A 17,167-nucleotide genomic window follows, 5' to 3' on the forward strand; every position below is an offset into this window, starting at 1 on the left:
GGCCAAACGGCCGGAGCCGGGGGCCTCGACAGGGCAGCATGAGGGCATGCCGATCGCGCCCGAGCAGGTCGAGGCGCCCGCCCGCGATGCCGTGCTGTTCAAGTCGTCGCCCGTGCGGACGTTCGTCGCCCTCTTCTTGTTGCTGATGATGTCGTTCGCCCTGGTGTCGCCGATCGTCGCGCTCCTCGGCGAGGGCGGGGCGGGCAACCGGTGGTGGCAGACGGCGCTGCAGGCCGTCGTGGTGGCGGCGCTCGCGGCCGGCGCCTACGCCTATTCGACCCGCGGCTCGCTGCGCACCTGGGTGCGCGTCTCGGCGGGCGGGCTCGAACTCGCCTCCCAGGAGAGCGACCCGATCCTGCTCGACTGGGCCGACATCAAGCACGTGACCGTACGCCGGGAGGGCTTCAAGAACCTGCTCGAGGTGACCCCGATCGACATGGACACGGTGCACCCGGTGCAGGGCGAGGAGGCCGGGCCGCCCGCCCTGGCCGAAACGCCGGACGGGCAGTCCTTCACCGCCGACCTCAGCGAGGTGTGGCCCAGCCCGCGACGCCTGCGCCGCGAACTGGCCAAATATTTGCCGGCTGACGGAACAGCCGCGAGCTAGCCGGCCTCGGTTCGGTGGTGAGCCGGCTGCGCGATGAGATCTCCCGCCGCGCCGACTTCAGCGGAGCCGACGTGCCCACCCGGGTGGCCCGGGTGCTGCTGGCGCCCGCCGACCGGCACGCTGCGACGCTCAGGCGAACCCCCGCCCGAGCTAACGCCGCGCGGTCGAGCCGTCGCCCGAGCTAACGCCACGCGGTCGAGCCGTCGCCCGAGCTAACGCCGCGCTGTCGAGCCGTCGCCCGGGGCGAACCCGCTCCAACGGCGATCCGCGGCCCGAGCGAGCCCGCCGCCCGGGCGAATCTGGATCAGAAGTCGCCGCCGAAATCGCCGCCGAAGTCTCCGCCGCCGCCCCAGTCGCCGCCGCCGAAGTCGCCGGCCGAGTCACCGCCCATGTCGCCACCGTCGCCGCCGAAGTCTTGCGCCGCGTCGGCGTAACCGTCGGAGAAGCCGTCGCCGTAGCCCATGTCGCCGAAGCCGGGCGAGAGCAGCGCGTCGAAGATCAGCATGCCGCCGAGCACACCCGCGCCCGCGCCGAGGGCCGTCTTCCAGACCGGCGTCGAATACCAGCCCGAGGGCACCGGGCGCCCCTGCACGCGGCCGCCGGGGTAGTAGTAGGGGGTGTCGGGGCCCGGCTGCGGACCGGCCTTATAGGCGTGGCCCTGCACGTTGACCTCGCGCTCCTTGGTGATCTGGCCGGTGCCCTGAGCCGAGGCGAGGGCCGGCAGCTCGGGGCCGGGGTCGATGCCCATCGCGACCCGGGCCGCCCGCACGTATTGCAGGCCCTCCAGCGCCGACTCGCGGGCCAGGGCGAACTGCTTCTCGGTCTTGGCCTGCTGCAACTGACCGCCGGCGGCGTTGTAGCGCTCACCCGCGTCGGACAGCGCCTGCCGGGCGGCCGCGTCGTCGCCGTGCAGGTTCATCAGCTGGCCGCCGAGGCGCTCGTACCACCGCTGAGCCTCGGCCCGTGCATCCTCGAGCCGGGTCTTCTGTGAGGCGGCGCCGCCGCGCTGAACCGCGACGATCACCAGAAGGACGACCAGGACGATGCCGATAATCAGCAACACGCTCATGTTCCAACGGTACCCTCGCCGATCACGTCGAGCCCGTCTGGCAGGCTCCGCTATGTGACTGTTTCGACGCTGCTCGTAGTGCTTGTCTGCTTGGTCGTCGGCGCAGCCCTCGGATGGCTGGCCGCGCGGCTGCGGGCGGCCGCCGACATCGCGCGGCTCGAGGCCACGGTGCAGGCCCGGGCCGACGGCGAGGAGCGGCTCGAACAATCGCTGCGCGCGCTGTCCTACGAATCCACGGCGCAGTCGCAGGAAGCCGTCGCGCGGGCCGTCGCGCCGCTGCACGAAACCCTGCGCCGCTATGAGGAAAAGGTCGCTGACCTGGAGCGGGAGCGGGTCGACGCGTACGCCGAACTGCGCGAGCAGGTGCGCACGATGAGCGCGGTCTCGGGCGAGCTGCGCACCGAGACCCGGCAGCTGGTGTCGGCCCTGCGGACACCGCAGACGCGGGGGCGGTGGGGCGAGCACCAGCTGCGCCGCATCGTCGAAGCGGCCGGCCTGCTGGAACACTGTGACTTTGCTGAGCAGGTCACGGCGGCAACCGACAATTCCGGCGTACGCCCCGATCTCGTCATCCGCTTGCACGGCGGCCGGACCGTGGTGGTCGACGCCAAGGCGCCCCTGGAGGGCTATCTGTCGGCGCTGGAGGCCCGCGACGAGCGCAGCCGCGACGGCTTCCTCGACCAGCACGCCCGGCACCTGCGCGCGCACGTCGACGCGCTGGCGGCCAAGGAGTACTGGACGGCGTTCGACTCGTCGCCCGATTTCGTGGTGCTCTTCGTGCCGGCCGACCCGTTCCTCGACGCCGCTCTGCGCCACGACCCGACGATCATGGAGCACTCGTTCCGACGGAACGTCGTGCTGGCCACGCCGGCCACGCTGATCGCCCTGCTGCGCACGATCGCCTTCACGTGGCGGCAGGAAGAGCTGGCCCGCAACGCCGTCGAGGTGCACACGCTGGCCCGCGAGCTGCACGCCCGGCTGGCCACGCTCGGCGACCACGTCGGCAAGCTCGGCAGCGCACTGGGCGGGGCCGTGACGGCGTACAACCGGGCCGTTGGGTCTTTGGAATCCCGCGTGCTGGTCAGTGCCCGCAAGCTGGCCGACATGGGCGTCTCGGACGACGAGATCCCGACACCGATCCAGCTCGAGGTCGCGCCCCGCCAGCCCCAGGCTCCCGAGTTCGACGAGCTACCACAGTCGCCGAACCGCTGACCGCGTTTCCACAGTCCCGAGTTATCCACAGGGCTGGGCGACGGCCCGTCAGCTCCGTCGCTTTTTCTTGGATAATGGCTGTGGGGGCCGCCCCCTTTGGGAGGGCGGGCCCTGACTTGCGGCGTGGCCATGATCGAGGTGGCACGCTCTCAGGCCTTGGCCGCTGCCGCCTTCATGTCGCGGCGCAGCTCCTGCGGCAAGGAGAACGTCAGGCGTTCTTCGGTGGTGGTGAACTCGGTGACCTCGCCGAAGCCGCGGGTCGCGAGATGGCCCAGCACCTCCATGACCAGGTCTTCGGGCACGCTCGCGCCGGACGAGACGCCGACCGTGGTCGCGCCCTCGAGCCACTCGTCCTGGATCTCGGAGGCGTAGTCGACCAGGTGACCGGCCCGCGCCCCGGCGTTGAGGGCGACCTCGACGAGGCGTACGGAATTGGAGGAATTGGTCGACCCCACGACGATCACCACGTCGCACTCGGGGGCGATCTCCTTCACCACGTGCTGCCGGTTCGACGTGGCGTAGCAGATGTCGTCGCTGGGCGGCGACTGCAGCAGCGGCAGCCGGGTCTTGAGCCGGGCCACCGTCTCCATCGTCTCGTCGACCGAGAGCGTGGTCTGCGACAGCCAGACGACCTTGGACGGGTCACGCACGACCACCTGGTCGACCGAGTCGGGACCGTCGACCAGCTGGATGTGTGCCGGGGCCTCGCCGGAGGTGCCGATGACCTCTTCGTGGCCCTCGTGACCGATCAGCAGGATGTCGTAGTCGTCCTTGGCGAAGCGCTTGGCCTCGTGGTGGACCTTGGTCACCAGCGGGCAGGTCGCGTCGATCGCCTTGAGGTTGCGCTGCTTGGCCTGCTCGTGCACCTCGGGCGCGACGCCGTGGGCCGAGAAGACCACGGTCGAACCCTCGGGGACCTCTTCGTTCTCTTCCACGAAGATCGCGCCGAGCCCCTCGAGCGTGCTGACCACGTGTTTGTTGTGCACGATCTGTTTGCGCACGTAGACCGGGGCGCCGTAGAGCTTCAGCGCCTCCTCGACGGTCTGCACGGCACGGTCGACGCCCGCGCAGTAGCCGCGCGGCTTGGCCAGCAACACACGCTTCCGGGGTTCGCTCACCCGGCCATGGTACGTGGACCTGGTGAACCCGCACCGGGCTGCGATCAGCGCCACATGGGTGGTCGACCGGATCGGCGTTCATCGCCATACTCGTCGGGTGCTTGCTGAGGATCGACGGGACGAAACCATCGAAAAGGCCCCATGGTGGGCCGCGGCCGGCCGGGCGCTGCGGTTCCTGCTGGGCGCGCTGTCACTGGTCGGCGGGCTGCTCTGGATCCTGCTGAACCTGCACGCCGCGACCGCGGTGCTCGACCTTGCGGTGGGTGTGGTGCTCGCGGCCGGCGGCCTGGTGCTGCTCATGCCCCACCGCATCCGCCTGCCACGCGTCGTGACCGGCGTCGTGACGGCCGGGTTCGCGCTGGCCGGCACGGCGGCCGGGTTGCTGGTGGAGCGTTCCCAGGCGTACGGCCCGAACACGTACGTCATCGACCGCGGTTTTCCGTTCCACTGGGTGCAGCGCGGGGCCGTGGCGGTCGACACCGAGACCGCCCACACCGTGGCCCGGTCGGCCTCGCGAACCATCGACCTGCTCTCGATGGCGGCCAACCTGCTGATCTTCGCGTACGTGGGCCTGCTGATCGTCGTGGTCGTCGTGCTGATCCGCCGCCCGAGCGGGGCAAAGTAGGGCGAATCGGCGGTCACGCGCCGAAATTGCCGAGATACTCGGACGCATGCCTCCGGCCGCCGAGGTCGATCCCGGCCCCCTCGCCTCGCTGATCGCGACGCTCCGCCTGATCGTGGGCTGGGCCTGTTTCGCGCTCGGCGTGCTCAACCTCGCCATGGGTCTGGTCTCGGCGTCCTACGTCGTGTTCCACGTGGTGCTGATCGTCACCGGTCTGCTGCTGCTGGCGACGGGTCGTCTGCGGCGCCGGCCGTCCGTCGTGGCCCACGCCGCGGGCGGGGCGGCCGGGGTGCTCGGGCTGGTCGGCACGGCGATTCCCCGGCTGGCCGTGGAGTGCTGTTCCGGCGCGTACGGGATCCGGCACGGTTTCCCCTTCACGATGCTCGCCCGCGATCCCGGCGGGTGGCGGTTCGACCTCGCCCGTACGGTGGCCGACCTGGTCTTCTGGATCTGTGCCGGCTTCATCGTCACGGTCGTCGTGGGCCAGGTGCGACCGGCACCGGACAAGCCCGCGGGCCGGCGGCCGGTCGAGTCGCCGTGGCGCACTCCCGGGCACTCGGAAGGTCGCAACGTCGGTCGGCACGCCCGCGAGGCCCGGACGGCGGACGACGAGAATGTCGGTGGCCTTCCGTAGTCTGGCCGGGTGAGTGAGCCCGAGACCGCAGCGGCGGCGCCGAAGAGTTCGGCCGACGAGCCCTGGCCGGTGCGCGTCGTCAGCCAGAAGGTCGGGGCCTGGATCGCCAAGCTCGGCTGGGTCTGGGTCGACGGGCAGGTCGCCCAGATCAGCCGCCGTCCCGGCTCCACGGTGGTCTTCCTGACCCTGCGCGACCCGTCGGCCGACCTCAGCCTCACCGTCACCGCCCATCGCGACGTGCTCGACAGCGGCGCCCCCGGGCTGTCCGAGGGCGCCCGGGTCACCCTGCACGCCAAGCCCGAGTTCTATCCGGCCCGGGGCACGCTGAGCCTGCGGGCCGACGAGATCCGCCAGGTCGGGCTGGGTGAGCTGCTGGCCCGCCTCGAACGGCTGAAAAAGCTGCTGGGCGCCGAGGGGTTGTTCGCCCGCGAGCGCAAGCGCCGGCTGCCGTTCCTGCCCCAGCGCATCGGCCTGATCACCGGGCGGGCCAGCGCGGCCGAGCGCGACGTGCTGATGAACACGCGCCGCCGCTGGCCCTCGGTCGACTTCCGGGTGATCAACGCGCCGGTCCAGGGCCCGACCGCGGTGCCCCAGATCATCGACGCGCTCAAGGTGCTCGACAACGACGACACGGTCGACGTCATCGTGATCGCCCGCGGCGGCGGCAGTGTGGAAGACCTGCTGCCGTTCAGCGACGAGGCGCTCTGCCGGGCTGTGTTCGGCGCCCGCACCCCGGTGGTCAGCGCGATCGGCCACGAGACGGACGCACCGCTGCTCGACTACGTGGCCGACGTCCGGGCCTCGACCCCGACCGACGCGGCCAAGCGCCTGGTGCCCGATCTGGGCGAGGAGTCGCAGCTCATCGAGGTGGCCCGGCGCCGGCTCGACCGTGCGGTGCTGACCCTGCTCGACCGGGAGAGCAACCGCCTCGAGTCGTGGCGCTCCCGGCCCGCGCTGGCCCGGCCCGAGCTGCTGGTCGACCAGCGCGCGGCCGACGTGACGGCGCTGCGTGACCGGGCCGTGCGCAGCCTCGAGCATCGCCTGCGCCGGGCCGACGACGAGCTGCGGCACACGGTGGCCCGGCTGCGGGCACTGTCCCCGGCGGCGACGCTGCAGCGGGGTTACGCGATCGTGCAGCGGGCCGACGGGCACGTGGTGCGGGCGGCGGGCGAGGTCGAGATCGACGATGTGGTGCGGGTGCGGCTGGCCGAGGGCGAGCTGCGAGCAGGCGTACGGGAGAAGGAATGAGCGACGACAAGCTGAGTTACGAGCAGGCCCGCACCGAGCTGGCCGGGGTGGTCGAGCGCCTCGAGCAGGGCGGCAGCTCGCTCGAGGAATCGCTGGCCCTGTGGGAGCGCGGCGAGAAGCTGGCCGACGTCTGCCAGCGCTGGCTCGACGGCGCCCGCGAGCGGATCGACGCCGCCCGGGCCGCCCGCAGCGAGGAATAGCGAGGACTGACGCCTAACGCAGTGCGCCGGCCAGTGCTTCCAGGTTGCTGACGTCGGTCTTGCCGACGATCACGACCGTGCGGGTCTGGTCGGCCAGCACCAGCGCCTTCTCCCCCGGCCGGGCGCTGTACCAGCGCCACACCCCGGCCGGCGAGCGGAAGTTGCCGGCCGGCTTGGCGTCCTTGGTCAGCTCGGTCGGCAGCAGCGTGTCGCTCGGGATGTTGCTCTCGACCAGCTGGATGGGGTCTTTGTCGGGGTCGACGTAGCCGATCCGCAGGGTCGCGCCGTTCTCGGCCCGGCGGAAGGTCGAGCTGGTCGCGTGCCAGTCGTCGCCCAGGCCCTGCGGAGCCAGCACCGGGAACAGGCCGGCCCGCTGCGCCTCCTGGATGGCCGGGGCGGTGTCGACCGAGACCGGCTTGTCACCGTCGAGCACCAGCCGATAAAAGGTCAGCAGCAGCGCGATCGGGATGAGCAGGACGGCGAGCGACATCGCCATGTCCTTGGGCGAGCGCTCCTGGCCCCGGGTGAGTCGGGCGGGAGCTTCGGGCGCGGGCGCAGCTGGTTCCACCCACCCATTGTTAACCATGTCGCTGACGCGGGACTTAACGCATCCGCGCATGTGAGGATCGGTTCATCTACCAGCCCCGCATCGTCGCGAGGAGGCGCCCATGCCAGCACGGGTCCCGCAAGATCTCGACCGCAACATCGCTCTCGATCTGGTTCGTGTCACCGAGGCCGCCGCGATGGCGGCCGGACGCTGGGTCGGGCGCGGCGACAAGAACGGCGGGGACGGCGCCGCCGTCGACGCCATGCGCAAGCTGATCAACTCGATTCAGATGCGCGGTGTCGTGGTGATCGGGGAGGGCGAGAAGGACGAGGCGCCCATGCTCTTCAACGGGGAGCAGGTGGGTGACGGCACCGGCCCCGAGGTCGACGTGGCGGTGGACCCGATCGACGGCACCACGCTGATGAGCAAGGGCATGCCGGGCGCGGTGGCGGTGCTGGCCGTGGCCGAGCGCGGTGCCATGTTCGACCCGAGCGCCGTCTTCTACATGGAGAAGATCGCCGTCGGCCCGGACTGCGCCGACGTCATCGACATCAACGCCGGCACCACCGAGAACCTCAAGCGCATCGCGAAGGCCAAGCGCTCGAGCATCTCGGACGTGACAGTCTGCATCCTCGACCGGCCGCGGCACGCCGCGCTGGTGGAAGAGGTGCGGCAGGCCGGCGCGAACATCAGGTTCATCTCCGACGGCGACATCGCGGGTGCGATCGCGGCGGCCCGGGGCGAGTCCGACGTGGACGTGCTGATGGGCATCGGTGGCACGCCCGAGGGCATCACCGCGGCCTGCGCGATCAAGTGCCTGGGCGGCATGATCCAGGCCAAGCTGTGGCCGCAGGACGACGCCGAGCGTGACAAGGCGCTGGCCGCCGGGCACGACCTCGACCGGGTGCTCACCACCGACGACCTGGTCACCGGCGACAACTGCTTCTTCGTGGCGACCGGCGTGACGTCGGGCGACCTGCTCAAGGGCGTGCGCTACCGATCCGGCGGCGCACACACCCAGTCGATCGTGATGCGGTCCAAGAGCGGGACGATCCGGGTGATCGACTCGTACCACCGGCTCGAGAAGCTGGCCATGTACTCGGCCGTCGACTTCGACGGTCACCTGCCGACGATGTCGCTGGGCGACAGCGAGCCCGTTATCTGAGAATCTGCTGTGGCAGGCCCGCCGGTTTGGCGGGCCTTGCCGTTGCCTGGAACTATCGAAAGATGAGTTACGGGGCAGACGCAGCGCGAGCCGAGGCAGCGGCCAAGTTCGGCACCGACGCGTTCTACGCGTCGCTGGGCCGGGCCTTCGTGACGATGTGCGCCGTGATCCCGGTGCTCTTCCTGATCGAGGCGATCGACGTCGGCATCGGCGCCGGTCAGCTCGACGTGGCCGGCGGCATCATCCCGCACCGGATCGACGGGCTCGACGGCGTGCTGTTCAGCCCGTTCCTGCACGCCGGGTGGGATCACCTCTACGGCAACGCCGTACCGCTGATCCTGGTCGGCACGTTCGCGCTGGCCGGGGGCACCAAGCGGTTCATCTGGTCGACCGCGGTCATCATGCTGGTCAGCGGTCTGGGCGTGTGGTTCGTGGGCGACCCCAACAGCGTGGTCGTCGGGGCCAGCGGCGTCATCTTCGGCTATCTGGGCCTGCTGGTCACCCGCGGCCTGGTCGAGCGCTCGTGGTGGAACTTCGGCGTGGCCGCGTTCATCGGCCTGCTGTACTGGTATCAGCTCTACAACATCCTGCCGACCGATCAGCCGGTCTCGTGGCAGGGCCACCTGCTCGGCCTGCTGGGCGGCGTCATCGCGGCGGTCCTGTTCCGCCGCAAGCGTCCCCGCCCGGCCAAGCTCGACACCACGCTGAACTTCTAGCGCAGCCGGCGGAGCGCCGCCTTGATGGCCGGGCGAAACGTCGAGAGCTGCGTATAGACACCCGGGTAACCGTCGCGGGCGCAGCCCAGCCCCCAACTCACGATGCCGACCTGCACCCATTCCCCGTGCCGGCCGTGGCCGATCATCGGTCCGCCGCTGTCGCCCTGGCAGGTGTCGACACCGGGCGACCCGGCGCACATCATCTCGTCCGGCACGAGCTTCACACCCGCTTTCTGGTACGCCGCAGCGCACTTCGCATCCGGCACGGTGGGCACAGTCGCGTAGTGCAGCTGTTGTTCCTGCTGGATCGAATCCTCGCGGGTCTGCCCCCAGCCCATCACCACGTACCGGCCGGTGCCCACCGCGTCCTCGGCCAGCGGCAGGGTCGGCAGGCGGAGCGGCCGGTCGAGCCGGATCAACGCCCAGTCGTCGCCGCGCGTCTCGTCGATGAAGCCCTCGGCCCGGATCACCCGCTCGGACCGGGCCGTCTGGGCGCTGCTGGACTTGAGGTCGGACACCCCGGCGGTGACCTCGATGTGGTCGTTCTTTCCGGTGCCCTCGACGCAGTGGCCGGCGGTGAGCACGATCCGGGGTTCGGTCAGCGCGCCGCCGCAGCCCATCGACAGTCGCACCGCCCACGGGAACTTGCCCTGCGGTGCCACCAGTCCACCCACGACCGGCTGGGCCTGCAGGCCGGCCCGAGCGGCGGGCTGATCACCGAACGCCAGCGTGGCAGCCACCAGCACGGCCAGGACCAGCGAAGCGGCATTTCGGACCATAGCCACATTTGACCACAGCAAAACGGGCCGCGCGGTTAGCCGCGCGGCCCGTCTACTTGAGACTCAGTACCAGCCCACGTCCTGCGAGTGGCCCCACGCCCCGCACGGGGTGTCGTAGCGGCCCTCGATGTAACCGAGGCCCCACTTGATCTGCGTCGCCGCGTTGGTCTTCCAGTCCGAGCCGGCCGAGGCCATCTTGCTGCCCGGCAGAGCCTGCGGGATGCCGTACGCGCCGGAGCTGCGGTTGGTGGCCTTGGGGTTCCAGCCACTCTCCTTCTTCCACAGCTTCTCGAGGCAGGGGAACTGGGAGATCCCGAAGCCCGCGTCGAGCATCATCGCGCAGCCGGTCTCCCGGGTGCCGCTGTATTCGGCGCAGGAGGCCGGAATGTCGCCGGTGTAGCCACCCGAGCTGCCCGAGCCCGAACCGGAGCCCGAGTCCTTGGCGGCGGCTTCTTCCGCCTTCTTCTTGGCGGCGGCTTCCTCGGCGGCCTTCTTCTTGTCGGCGATCACCTTCTGCTCGGCCGCGTGGGCCTTGCCCGCCGCAGCCTTGGCCGCGGTGGCCGCCTTCTCGGCGGCGTTGCCCTCGGCCTGACGCTGGAACGCGCGGGCCGCGGCGTGCTCGGTCTGACGTTGTTTCAGCAGCTGGGAGTCGTCGACCGCGACCTGCGCGACGGCGCTCGCTTCGGAGCTCTGCTGCTGGACTTCCCGGTCCTGTCCGAGGTAGATACCGCCGGTCGCACCCGCTACCAGCAGGCCGACCGAGGTGACTCGTACTCCGACCCGGCTCCAGAGCCGATTCACGAAGTATCCCTTCGTCGGGGGCAATGACGCGGCCGCTCCACCGAGAAATCGGCGGTGAAACTGCCGCGAGCACCGCGACCCCAACCAGGGCCGGCAGAGGTTGCGAAGTCGATCTACGACGACGATGACCACGCATGGCGCTCGTCAGACACCATGGCTCACCGTGAAGTGGATGTGAAATGACGAGACCGTGTTGTGAACTTGCTCACACGAATTTCACGCTCAAACCGGGTGAAAAAACCCAAGAATCGGGTCACTCCGACGGGGAACCCGTGCTCACCGCACGGATTCCCCTTATCACTCAGAGTGGGATTTCCTCGAGCAGGTCGGTGACCACCTCGGCGATCGGGGACCGCTCGGAACGGGTCAGCGTGACGTGGGCGAAGATCGGGTGTCCCTTGAGAGCCTCGATCACCGCCGTGACGCCGTCGTGCCGGCCGACCCGCAGGTTGTCGCGCTGGGCCACGTCGTGGGTGAGAACGACCCGCGAGCCCTGGCCGATGCGGGACAGCACGGTCAGCAGCACGTTGCGTTCGAGCGACTGGGCCTCGTCGACGATCACGAACGCGTCGTGCAGGCTGCGGCCGCGGATGTGGGTCAGCGGCAGCACCTCGAGCATGCCCCGGGCCATCACCTCTTCGACGACGTTGGCGTGCGCGACGGCGCCCAGGGTGTCGAACACGGCCTGCGCCCAGGGCGACATCTTCTCGTTCTCGGAACCGGGCAGGTAACCCAGCTCCTGGCCGCCCACCGCGTAGAGCGGACGGAAGACGATGACCTTCTTGTGGCGGTTGCGCTCCATGGTGGCCTCGAGACCCGCGCACAGCGCCAGCGCCGACTTGCCGGTGCCGGCCCGGCCGCCGAGCGAGACGATGCCGATCGACTCGTCCATCAGGATGTCGAGGGCGACCCGCTGCTCGGCCGAACGGCCACGCAGACCGAACGCCTCCCGGTCACCTCGCACCAGCCGTACGGACTTGTCGGGGGTCACCCGGCCCAGCGCGGAACCGCGGGTCGAGTGGATCACCAGACCGGTGTGGCACGGCAGGTTCTCGACCTCCTCGAGTTCGAGCTCGTCACCGGCGTACAGGGAATTGACCTGATCCTCGCCGAGCTTCAGGTCGGCCATACCCGTCCAGGTCGGGTCGCTGGCCTGGCCGTGCCGGTACTCGTCCGCCGTCAGACCGACCGACGCCGCCTTCACCCGCAGGGGCATGTCCTTGCTGACCAGGGTGACCTCCCGCCCCTCAGCGGCGAGCCCGAGGGCCACCGAGAGGATCCGGGTGTCGTTCGAGTCGTTGCGGAAGCCCTGCGGAAGCACACTCTGGTCGGCGTGGTTGAGCTCGACCCGCAGCGTGCCGCCCTCGTCGTTGCAGAGCACCGGCTGATCGAGCCGGCCGTACTTGATCCGCAACTCGTCGAGGAAGCGCAGCGACTGCCGCGCGAACCAGCCCAGCTCGGGATGGTGCCGCTTGCCCTCCAACTCGGAGATGACCACCAGGGGAATGATCACCTCGTGGTCGGTGAACCGGCGGAACGCCGCCGGGTCGGACAGCAGGACCGAAGTGTCCAGAACGAAAACACGGCCCGTCGGGGCCGGTTCCGCATCAGCGTGCCTGTCCCGGGACTGCCGTCCCGTACGGGCTCGACTCGTGGAGACTTCGACGGCCGTGTCGAGGGAAGCGACGTCGGCGTCAGATCGGCGAGATGTCACAGGCCTGCTCCAGCGGCGGGCGTGCAACCCGGTACGCCCGCGGTCCGCCACCTCCGGCGCCCGTTTCCATGCACGGGGTCGGATTGCGGGGCCCCGTGGCGCACTTGTCGCAGGTCCGGGCCGGCCGGCTGGCTCGGGATGACCCCGTGCCATGACTCAAACGCTAGCGGTCAACTGCCCTACGCGGTAGTACGCAAAAACGGGTGACGCTCAACTCTCGGCGAATTTCTCCGGCATGAAACCCGACGTGGGGCGGGTAATCTGACGACGTGGCACAGACTCCGCGTCCGACCCATCCGCTGAGCATCGACGAGGCTTGGGCGTTCACCGCCGATCATGCGTCGTCGACCACCTTCTTCTTCGACTTCGACGGCGTCCTCTCCCCGGTCACCGACGACCCGGACGCCTCCCAGCCCGTCTCCGCCGTGCCCGGCGTCCTCGAGCGGCTCGCCGAGTCCGTGCAGCGGGTCGCGATCGTCTCGGCCCGGCCGGTCAGCTTCCTGCGGTCCCGGTTCGCCTCGCTCGAGCGCGTCGACCTCTACGGCCTCTACGGCCTCGAGGTGTGGCACGAGGGCCAGGTCGTCACTGAGCCCGCCGCCGAGCCCTGGGTGCCCGCCATGGCCGAACTGGCCGAGCGGGCCCGGGCCGAGCTGCCGTCCTCGATCCTGATCGAATACAAGCGCCTGTCGGTGGCGCTGCACTACCGCACGGCCCCGGGCGAGGCGTCCACGGTCGAGCGCTGGGGGCACGAGCAGGCCGAGCGGCTCGGGCTGCGCATCCAGGCCGGCCGCATGGTGGTCGAGCTCAAGCCGCCGGTCGACCAGGACAAGGGCATGGTCATCACCGAGGGCGTCCGCAACGCGGGCTGCGCCTGGTATTTCGGTGACGACATGTCCGACATCAAGGCGTTCGACGCGCTGCGCGCCCGCGAGGCCGTCGATCCGGCGTTCTTCGGGGTCGCGGTCGCGGTGGCCAACCCCGAGACCGGCGCCGAGGTGTCCAGCGCGGCCGACCTCACCCTCGAGTCGCCCGACGAGGTGGCCTCTTTCCTCAGCCGCGGCCTGGAAAGGTTCTAGGCGCCGTAACGGCGCTGGCGGTTGCCGTAGGACCGCAGCGCCCGCAGGAAGTCGATGCGGCGGAAGTCGGGCCAGTTGGCGTCGTGGAAATAGAACTCCGAGTGCGCCGACTGCCACAGCAGGAAGCCCGACAACCGCTGCTCGCCGCTGGTGCGGATGACCAGATCGGGGTCGGGCTGCCCACGGGTGTAAAGGTGCTCGGCGATGTGCTCGACGTCGAGGATCTCGGCCATCTCTTCGATCGTGCGGCCGGCCGCGGCCTGCTCGTGCAGCAGTGACCGCACGGCGTCGGCGATCTCGCGGCGTCCGCCGTAGCCGACCGCCATGTTGACCTCGACCCCGACCGTACGGTCGCGGGTCTTCTCCTGTGCGGCCTTGAGCGTCGCGGCGGTGGCCGCGGGCAAGATGTCGAGCGCACCGACCATGCGCAGCCGCCAGGGGTTGCCGTCCTCGGCCAGCTCGGTGGCGAGATCTTCGATGATCTTTACCAGCGGATCGAGCTCGGCCGCCGGGCGGCGCAGGTTGTCGGTGGCCAGCAGATAAAGCGTGACGTGCTTGATGCCGGCCTGGTCGCACCAGGTGAGCAGCTCTTTGACCCGGGCCGCGCCGACGCGGTGGCCGTCGTTGGGGTCGACGAAGCCCATCTCGCGGGCCCAGCGGCGATTGCCGTCGCACATGACACCGACGTGTTGAGGCACGGGCTTGCCGGCCAGCTTGCCGGCCAGCCGCCGCTCATACACGCGGTAGAACGGGGTGACGATCAGGGACTTCAGACTCATCGCCTCAAACCCTAGCCCTCACGGGTGGCGACTCAAGGGGTGGCCGGGTGACGGTGGCCTAACCGGGAGACGATGCGTCCGATCGTGCGAAGGTCGAAAACCCCGTCACCGAGGCCCAGCTCCACCATCCGGTCGAAGACCGCACCGTCCGAGTCGGCGGCGGCCACCGCAGCGTCGACCACACGCGGCTGACGGCTGATCCAGGCCGCGAACCTCGAGTGCCGCAGGTGACGGCCGAGCCGATCGCGCAGGGCTGTTCTATATGCGGTGCCGCCGGCGGCGGCCTGCCCGGCCAGCGATCCGGAGAGAACCGCGTAGAAGATGCCCTCGCCGGTGAACGGGTTGATCAACGAGAGTGCGTCACCGGCCAGCAGCACCCGCCCCCGCGAGGCCGGCGGTCGCCAGGTCGAGAGCGGAAGATGATGCCCCCGTACGCCGTCGGGGACCGCCCCGGGGATCAGGACCGAAAGGCGTTCCAGCAGGTACGCCCGGGTCAGCGGCTCGCCGCGCAACACCTCCCCGTAGCCGACGTTGGCGGTGCCGTCGCCGAGCGGGAATTCCCACGCGTACGCCGGCCAGCGCTGCCGCGTCGTGACGATGACCTGCTCGTCGGTGTTGGTCGTGGGTGCGTATCCGCGAATCGCGACGGCCAGGTGCCCCGGCGGGTTGACCGGATGACCCAGCGCCCGCCGCACCACCGAGCCGGCCCCGTCGGCCCCGATGACCGTTCCGGCCCGGAATCGGTCGTCGACCGTCACCACGTCACCGTCGTCCCGGATCGAGCGCACGGTGTGCCGGCGCAACTCGGCCCCGGCCGCGACGGCCGCTCGCACGAGCCGCTCGTCGAACACCCGCCTCGGCACCGTGTGCGCCACCCGCGGCAGCTCCCGCGCCACCGCCGACCCACCCGGCCCGACCAGCCGGAGGCGCCCGATCGCCGGATAGCCGTCGGTGACCCCGTGCACGCCGAGTCCTTCCAGGACGGTCACCGCCTCGGCCGCGATACCGTCGCCGCACGGTTTGTCGCGCGGGAAGCCGGCGCGGTCGAGCAACAGAACCCTCGCCCCCGCACGACAGGCCGCGATCGCCGCCGCCGACCCCGCGGGCCCGGCACCGATGACGGCGACGTCGAAATCCAGCACATTCTGAGCCTAACCAGAAGGGGACGACACCGTACCGTCGTCTATGGCATGATCGCGCGCGCACCTCTCCTTTTCGCCGCGGGGGATTCATCATGTTCTCTCTGTTCAAACGATCTCGCCTGGTCCGCGGGCTGACGCTGGCCGGGATTCCCGTGCTGCTGCTGGGCGCGGGGGTCGGCGTCGCCGCCGCTGCCACCAGCACCCTCACCGTCACCGTGATCAACCGGAACGGCGCCAAGGTCAGCGCGGGCGTCAAGGTCGTCGACGTGCGGAGCAGCCAGCTCTACTCGGTGCGCTCCGGCACGGCCCGGAAGCTGCCCGCCGGCACGTACGCCGTCCTGACCTCGATCACCACCGGCGACACGGTCACGCTGTCGGGCAAGGCGGTGAAGGTGTCGGGCTCGACCAAACTGACGGTCGACGCCCGCCAGGGCAAGTCGGTCGGGCTCGGCCTCAGCCCGGTCCCCAAGGGTCTGGATTATCAGCTCAGCATGCGCGTCTGCACCCGGACCAGCGCGAGCGAGGACGTCGAGATCTCGGCCACGCCGCCCACGAAGCTCTACGTCATCCCGCACTCGTCGGCCTACCTCGGCTTCGCCGCGCTCGGCTCGTGGAGCGACCACAACGGCGGCCCGGCCGCCTACTCGGTGATGCACCAGACCACGGGCGTGCCCGGCGGCCTGGGCCGCACCTTCGCCCAGAAGGACCTGGCCAAGATCCGCGTGGTCCAGAAGCGTGGCCCGTCCGGTTCGATCTACTCCGACCTGGCGATGCAGCCGCTCACCAGCGGATGCGGCAACGACCTGTACGCCGGGCTCGGCGGCACCGACAAGCCGACCATCACCACCGTCTACGCCTCGCCCGGCACGTGGGACGTCCGGGTCAGCTCGTCGGCCCCGACCAAGACCGGCGAGACCTGGAACATCGGCAGCTACTTCGCCAAGCGCACGGTCGCCTCCGGCAAGTCGTACAACCTGAGCTTCTTCAACTCCGCCTGGGGCCCCAGCGCGCGGCTGCCGCAGACGATCAACGGCCGGATCCAGTACAACCTGAACGAGGGGTTCACCGATCCGTCGTTCCCCCGCGACGGCTCGGTCGAGGGCGGCGACAAGGCCCTGACGACCGTGCAGTTCGAGGGGAAGACGGTGACCACCAAGCAGGACAAGGGCTGGGAGCCGGAGTCGACCGACCTGTACTACACGGTCAAGAAGGCCGGCTGGTACACGCTGACCAACACCGCCACCCGCTACTACCCCGAGATCACCTTCCCGTCGTCGATGATGTCCACGACCACCCGGGCGACCTACCGGTTCCTGGCCAAGCCGGGCGCCAGCGAACTGGCCGGGGTCTACTCGGTACAGATGTTCCCGACCGGCCTCAGCATGACCAACCGGGCCGCGCCGAGCAGCACCACCAAGGTCGCGATCACGATGCTCCGCGGCACGTTCGACCCGGACGCCAACCTCGGCACCAACCCGAAGCTGAGCAAGCTGACCGCGCAGATGTCGCCGGACAGCGGTAACACGTGGCGAACGGTGCCGGTTCAGAAGATCGGGGCCACCTGGTACGCCCTCGTCCCCAACTCGAAGAGCAGCTTCGTAGCCCTCAAGGTTCGCGCCACGATGACCACGGGCGCGTACACGGAAGCCACCGTCTTCCGGGCGTACGGAATCGGCTGATCAGGAGGGGCGGCCAGCGCGTGCAGCACACGCGGCCGCCCCACCTCGATCGTTGTCAC

At 70.2% G+C, this 17,167-nt stretch carries 18 protein-coding genes; 10 read left to right on the top strand and 8 right to left on the bottom strand.

Features of this window, described 5'->3' with window-relative positions; all coding sequences use genetic code 11:
• Positions 1 to 46 precede the first annotated feature (46 nt).
• Positions 47 to 607, top strand: coding sequence for a hypothetical protein (locus KOI35_RS05050; RefSeq protein ID WP_215784870.1), 561 nt, complete (start codon positions 47 to 49; stop codon positions 605 to 607).
• 304 nt (positions 608 to 911) lie between these two features.
• Here KOI35_RS05050 and KOI35_RS05055 read toward each other — a convergent pair whose 3' ends face one another.
• Positions 912 to 1,676 carry a hypothetical protein gene (locus KOI35_RS05055; RefSeq protein ID WP_215784871.1) on the bottom strand — a complete coding sequence of 255 codons (765 nt, stop codon included), beginning with the start codon at positions 1,674 to 1,676 and terminating at the stop codon, positions 912 to 914.
• A gap of 54 nt (positions 1,677 to 1,730) precedes the next feature.
• On the opposite strand from KOI35_RS05055, the gene KOI35_RS05060 reads away from it, so the two are divergent.
• Positions 1,731 to 2,888, top strand: a complete 1,158-nt coding sequence (locus KOI35_RS05060; protein WP_215784872.1) for a DNA recombination protein RmuC — start codon at positions 1,731 to 1,733, stop codon at positions 2,886 to 2,888.
• A gap of 149 nt (positions 2,889 to 3,037) precedes the next feature.
• Here the strand turns inward: KOI35_RS05060 and KOI35_RS05065 are convergent, their stop codons facing one another.
• Positions 3,038 to 4,051: a 4-hydroxy-3-methylbut-2-enyl diphosphate reductase gene (locus KOI35_RS05065; RefSeq protein ID WP_215785492.1), complete on the bottom strand. Its 1,014-nt coding sequence runs from the start codon at positions 4,049 to 4,051 to the stop codon at positions 3,038 to 3,040.
• Positions 4,052 to 4,103: 52 nt separating this feature from the next.
• On the opposite strand from KOI35_RS05065, the gene KOI35_RS05070 reads away from it, so the two are divergent.
• From KOI35_RS05070 to KOI35_RS05085, 4 genes are read left to right on the top strand one after another with little or no spacing between them, the layout of a single operon-like run.
• On the top strand, positions 4,104 to 4,631 hold the full coding sequence (locus KOI35_RS05070; RefSeq protein WP_215784873.1) for a hypothetical protein: 528 nt from the start codon (positions 4,104 to 4,106) through the stop codon (positions 4,629 to 4,631).
• Between the two features lie 46 nt (positions 4,632 to 4,677).
• The gene (locus KOI35_RS05075) at positions 4,678 to 5,262 is read left to right on the top strand and encodes a hypothetical protein (protein WP_215784874.1); all 585 of its coding nucleotides are present in this window, start codon (positions 4,678 to 4,680) and stop codon (positions 5,260 to 5,262) included.
• Positions 5,263 to 5,271: 9 nt separating this feature from the next.
• Positions 5,272 to 6,510, top strand: coding sequence for an exodeoxyribonuclease VII large subunit (gene xseA / locus KOI35_RS05080; RefSeq protein WP_215784875.1), 1,239 nt, complete (start codon positions 5,272 to 5,274; stop codon positions 6,508 to 6,510).
• On the top strand, positions 6,507 to 6,710 hold the full coding sequence (locus tag KOI35_RS05085) for an exodeoxyribonuclease VII small subunit (protein WP_215784876.1): 204 nt from the start codon (positions 6,507 to 6,509) through the stop codon (positions 6,708 to 6,710). The genes xseA and KOI35_RS05085 overlap by 4 nt, the downstream gene beginning before the upstream one ends.
• Before the next feature lie 13 nt (positions 6,711 to 6,723).
• Here KOI35_RS05085 and KOI35_RS05090 read toward each other — a convergent pair whose 3' ends face one another.
• Positions 6,724 to 7,278, bottom strand: coding sequence for a DUF4245 domain-containing protein (locus KOI35_RS05090; protein ID WP_308120790.1), 555 nt, complete (start codon positions 7,276 to 7,278; stop codon positions 6,724 to 6,726).
• A 100-nt stretch (positions 7,279 to 7,378) separates the two neighbouring features.
• On the opposite strand from KOI35_RS05090, the gene glpX reads away from it, so the two are divergent.
• Together glpX and KOI35_RS05100 are read left to right on the top strand one after the other, a co-directional pair.
• Positions 7,379 to 8,422, top strand: coding sequence for a class II fructose-bisphosphatase (gene glpX / locus KOI35_RS05095; protein ID WP_215784877.1), 1,044 nt, complete (start codon positions 7,379 to 7,381; stop codon positions 8,420 to 8,422).
• 62 nt (positions 8,423 to 8,484) lie between these two features.
• Positions 8,485 to 9,138, top strand: a complete 654-nt coding sequence (locus KOI35_RS05100; RefSeq protein WP_215784878.1) for a rhomboid family intramembrane serine protease — start codon at positions 8,485 to 8,487, stop codon at positions 9,136 to 9,138.
• On the opposite strand, the gene KOI35_RS05105 is transcribed toward KOI35_RS05100, so the two are convergent.
• The 3 genes from KOI35_RS05105 to phoH2 form a co-directional block, all read right to left on the bottom strand.
• Complete coding sequence (locus KOI35_RS05105) at positions 9,135 to 9,917, bottom strand: serine protease (protein ID WP_215784879.1); 783 nt, start codon at positions 9,915 to 9,917, stop codon at positions 9,135 to 9,137. The two genes, KOI35_RS05100 and KOI35_RS05105, sit on opposite strands and share 4 nt — an antisense overlap.
• 63 nt (positions 9,918 to 9,980) lie before the next feature.
• The gene (locus KOI35_RS05110) at positions 9,981 to 10,718 is read right to left on the bottom strand and encodes an aggregation-promoting factor C-terminal-like domain-containing protein (protein ID WP_215784880.1); all 738 of its coding nucleotides are present in this window, start codon (positions 10,716 to 10,718) and stop codon (positions 9,981 to 9,983) included.
• A 301-nt stretch (positions 10,719 to 11,019) separates the two neighbouring features.
• Complete coding sequence (gene phoH2, locus KOI35_RS05115) at positions 11,020 to 12,432, bottom strand: RNA 5'-3' helicase PhoH2 (RefSeq protein WP_215784881.1); 1,413 nt, start codon at positions 12,430 to 12,432, stop codon at positions 11,020 to 11,022.
• 269 nt (positions 12,433 to 12,701) lie between these two features.
• Between phoH2 and otsB the strand changes: the two genes are divergently transcribed.
• Positions 12,702 to 13,508 carry a trehalose-phosphatase gene (gene otsB, locus KOI35_RS05120; protein WP_215784882.1) on the top strand — a complete coding sequence of 269 codons (807 nt, stop codon included), beginning with the start codon at positions 12,702 to 12,704 and terminating at the stop codon, positions 13,506 to 13,508.
• Here otsB and KOI35_RS05125 read toward each other — a convergent pair.
• Both KOI35_RS05125 and KOI35_RS05130 read right to left on the bottom strand, forming a co-directional pair.
• On the bottom strand, positions 13,505 to 14,287 hold the full coding sequence (locus tag KOI35_RS05125; RefSeq protein ID WP_215784883.1) for an isoprenyl transferase: 783 nt from the start codon (positions 14,285 to 14,287) through the stop codon (positions 13,505 to 13,507). The two genes, otsB and KOI35_RS05125, sit on opposite strands and share 4 nt — an antisense overlap.
• 32 nt (positions 14,288 to 14,319) lie before the next feature.
• Positions 14,320 to 15,426 (bottom strand): geranylgeranyl reductase family protein, encoded by a 1,107-nt coding sequence (locus KOI35_RS05130; protein WP_215785494.1) that lies wholly within the window; start codon positions 15,424 to 15,426, stop codon positions 14,320 to 14,322.
• Between the two features lie 95 nt (positions 15,427 to 15,521).
• Between KOI35_RS05130 and KOI35_RS05135 the strand changes: the two genes are divergently transcribed.
• Positions 15,522 to 17,108: a hypothetical protein gene (locus tag KOI35_RS05135; protein ID WP_215784884.1), complete on the top strand. Its 1,587-nt coding sequence runs from the start codon at positions 15,522 to 15,524 to the stop codon at positions 17,106 to 17,108.
• Positions 17,109 to 17,167: the final 59 nt, after the last annotated feature.

It is taken from the genome of Paractinoplanes bogorensis, from assembly GCF_018829635.1.
In the GTDB taxonomy this organism is placed as follows: Bacteria; Actinomycetota; Actinomycetes; order Mycobacteriales; family Micromonosporaceae; genus Actinoplanes; species Actinoplanes bogorensis.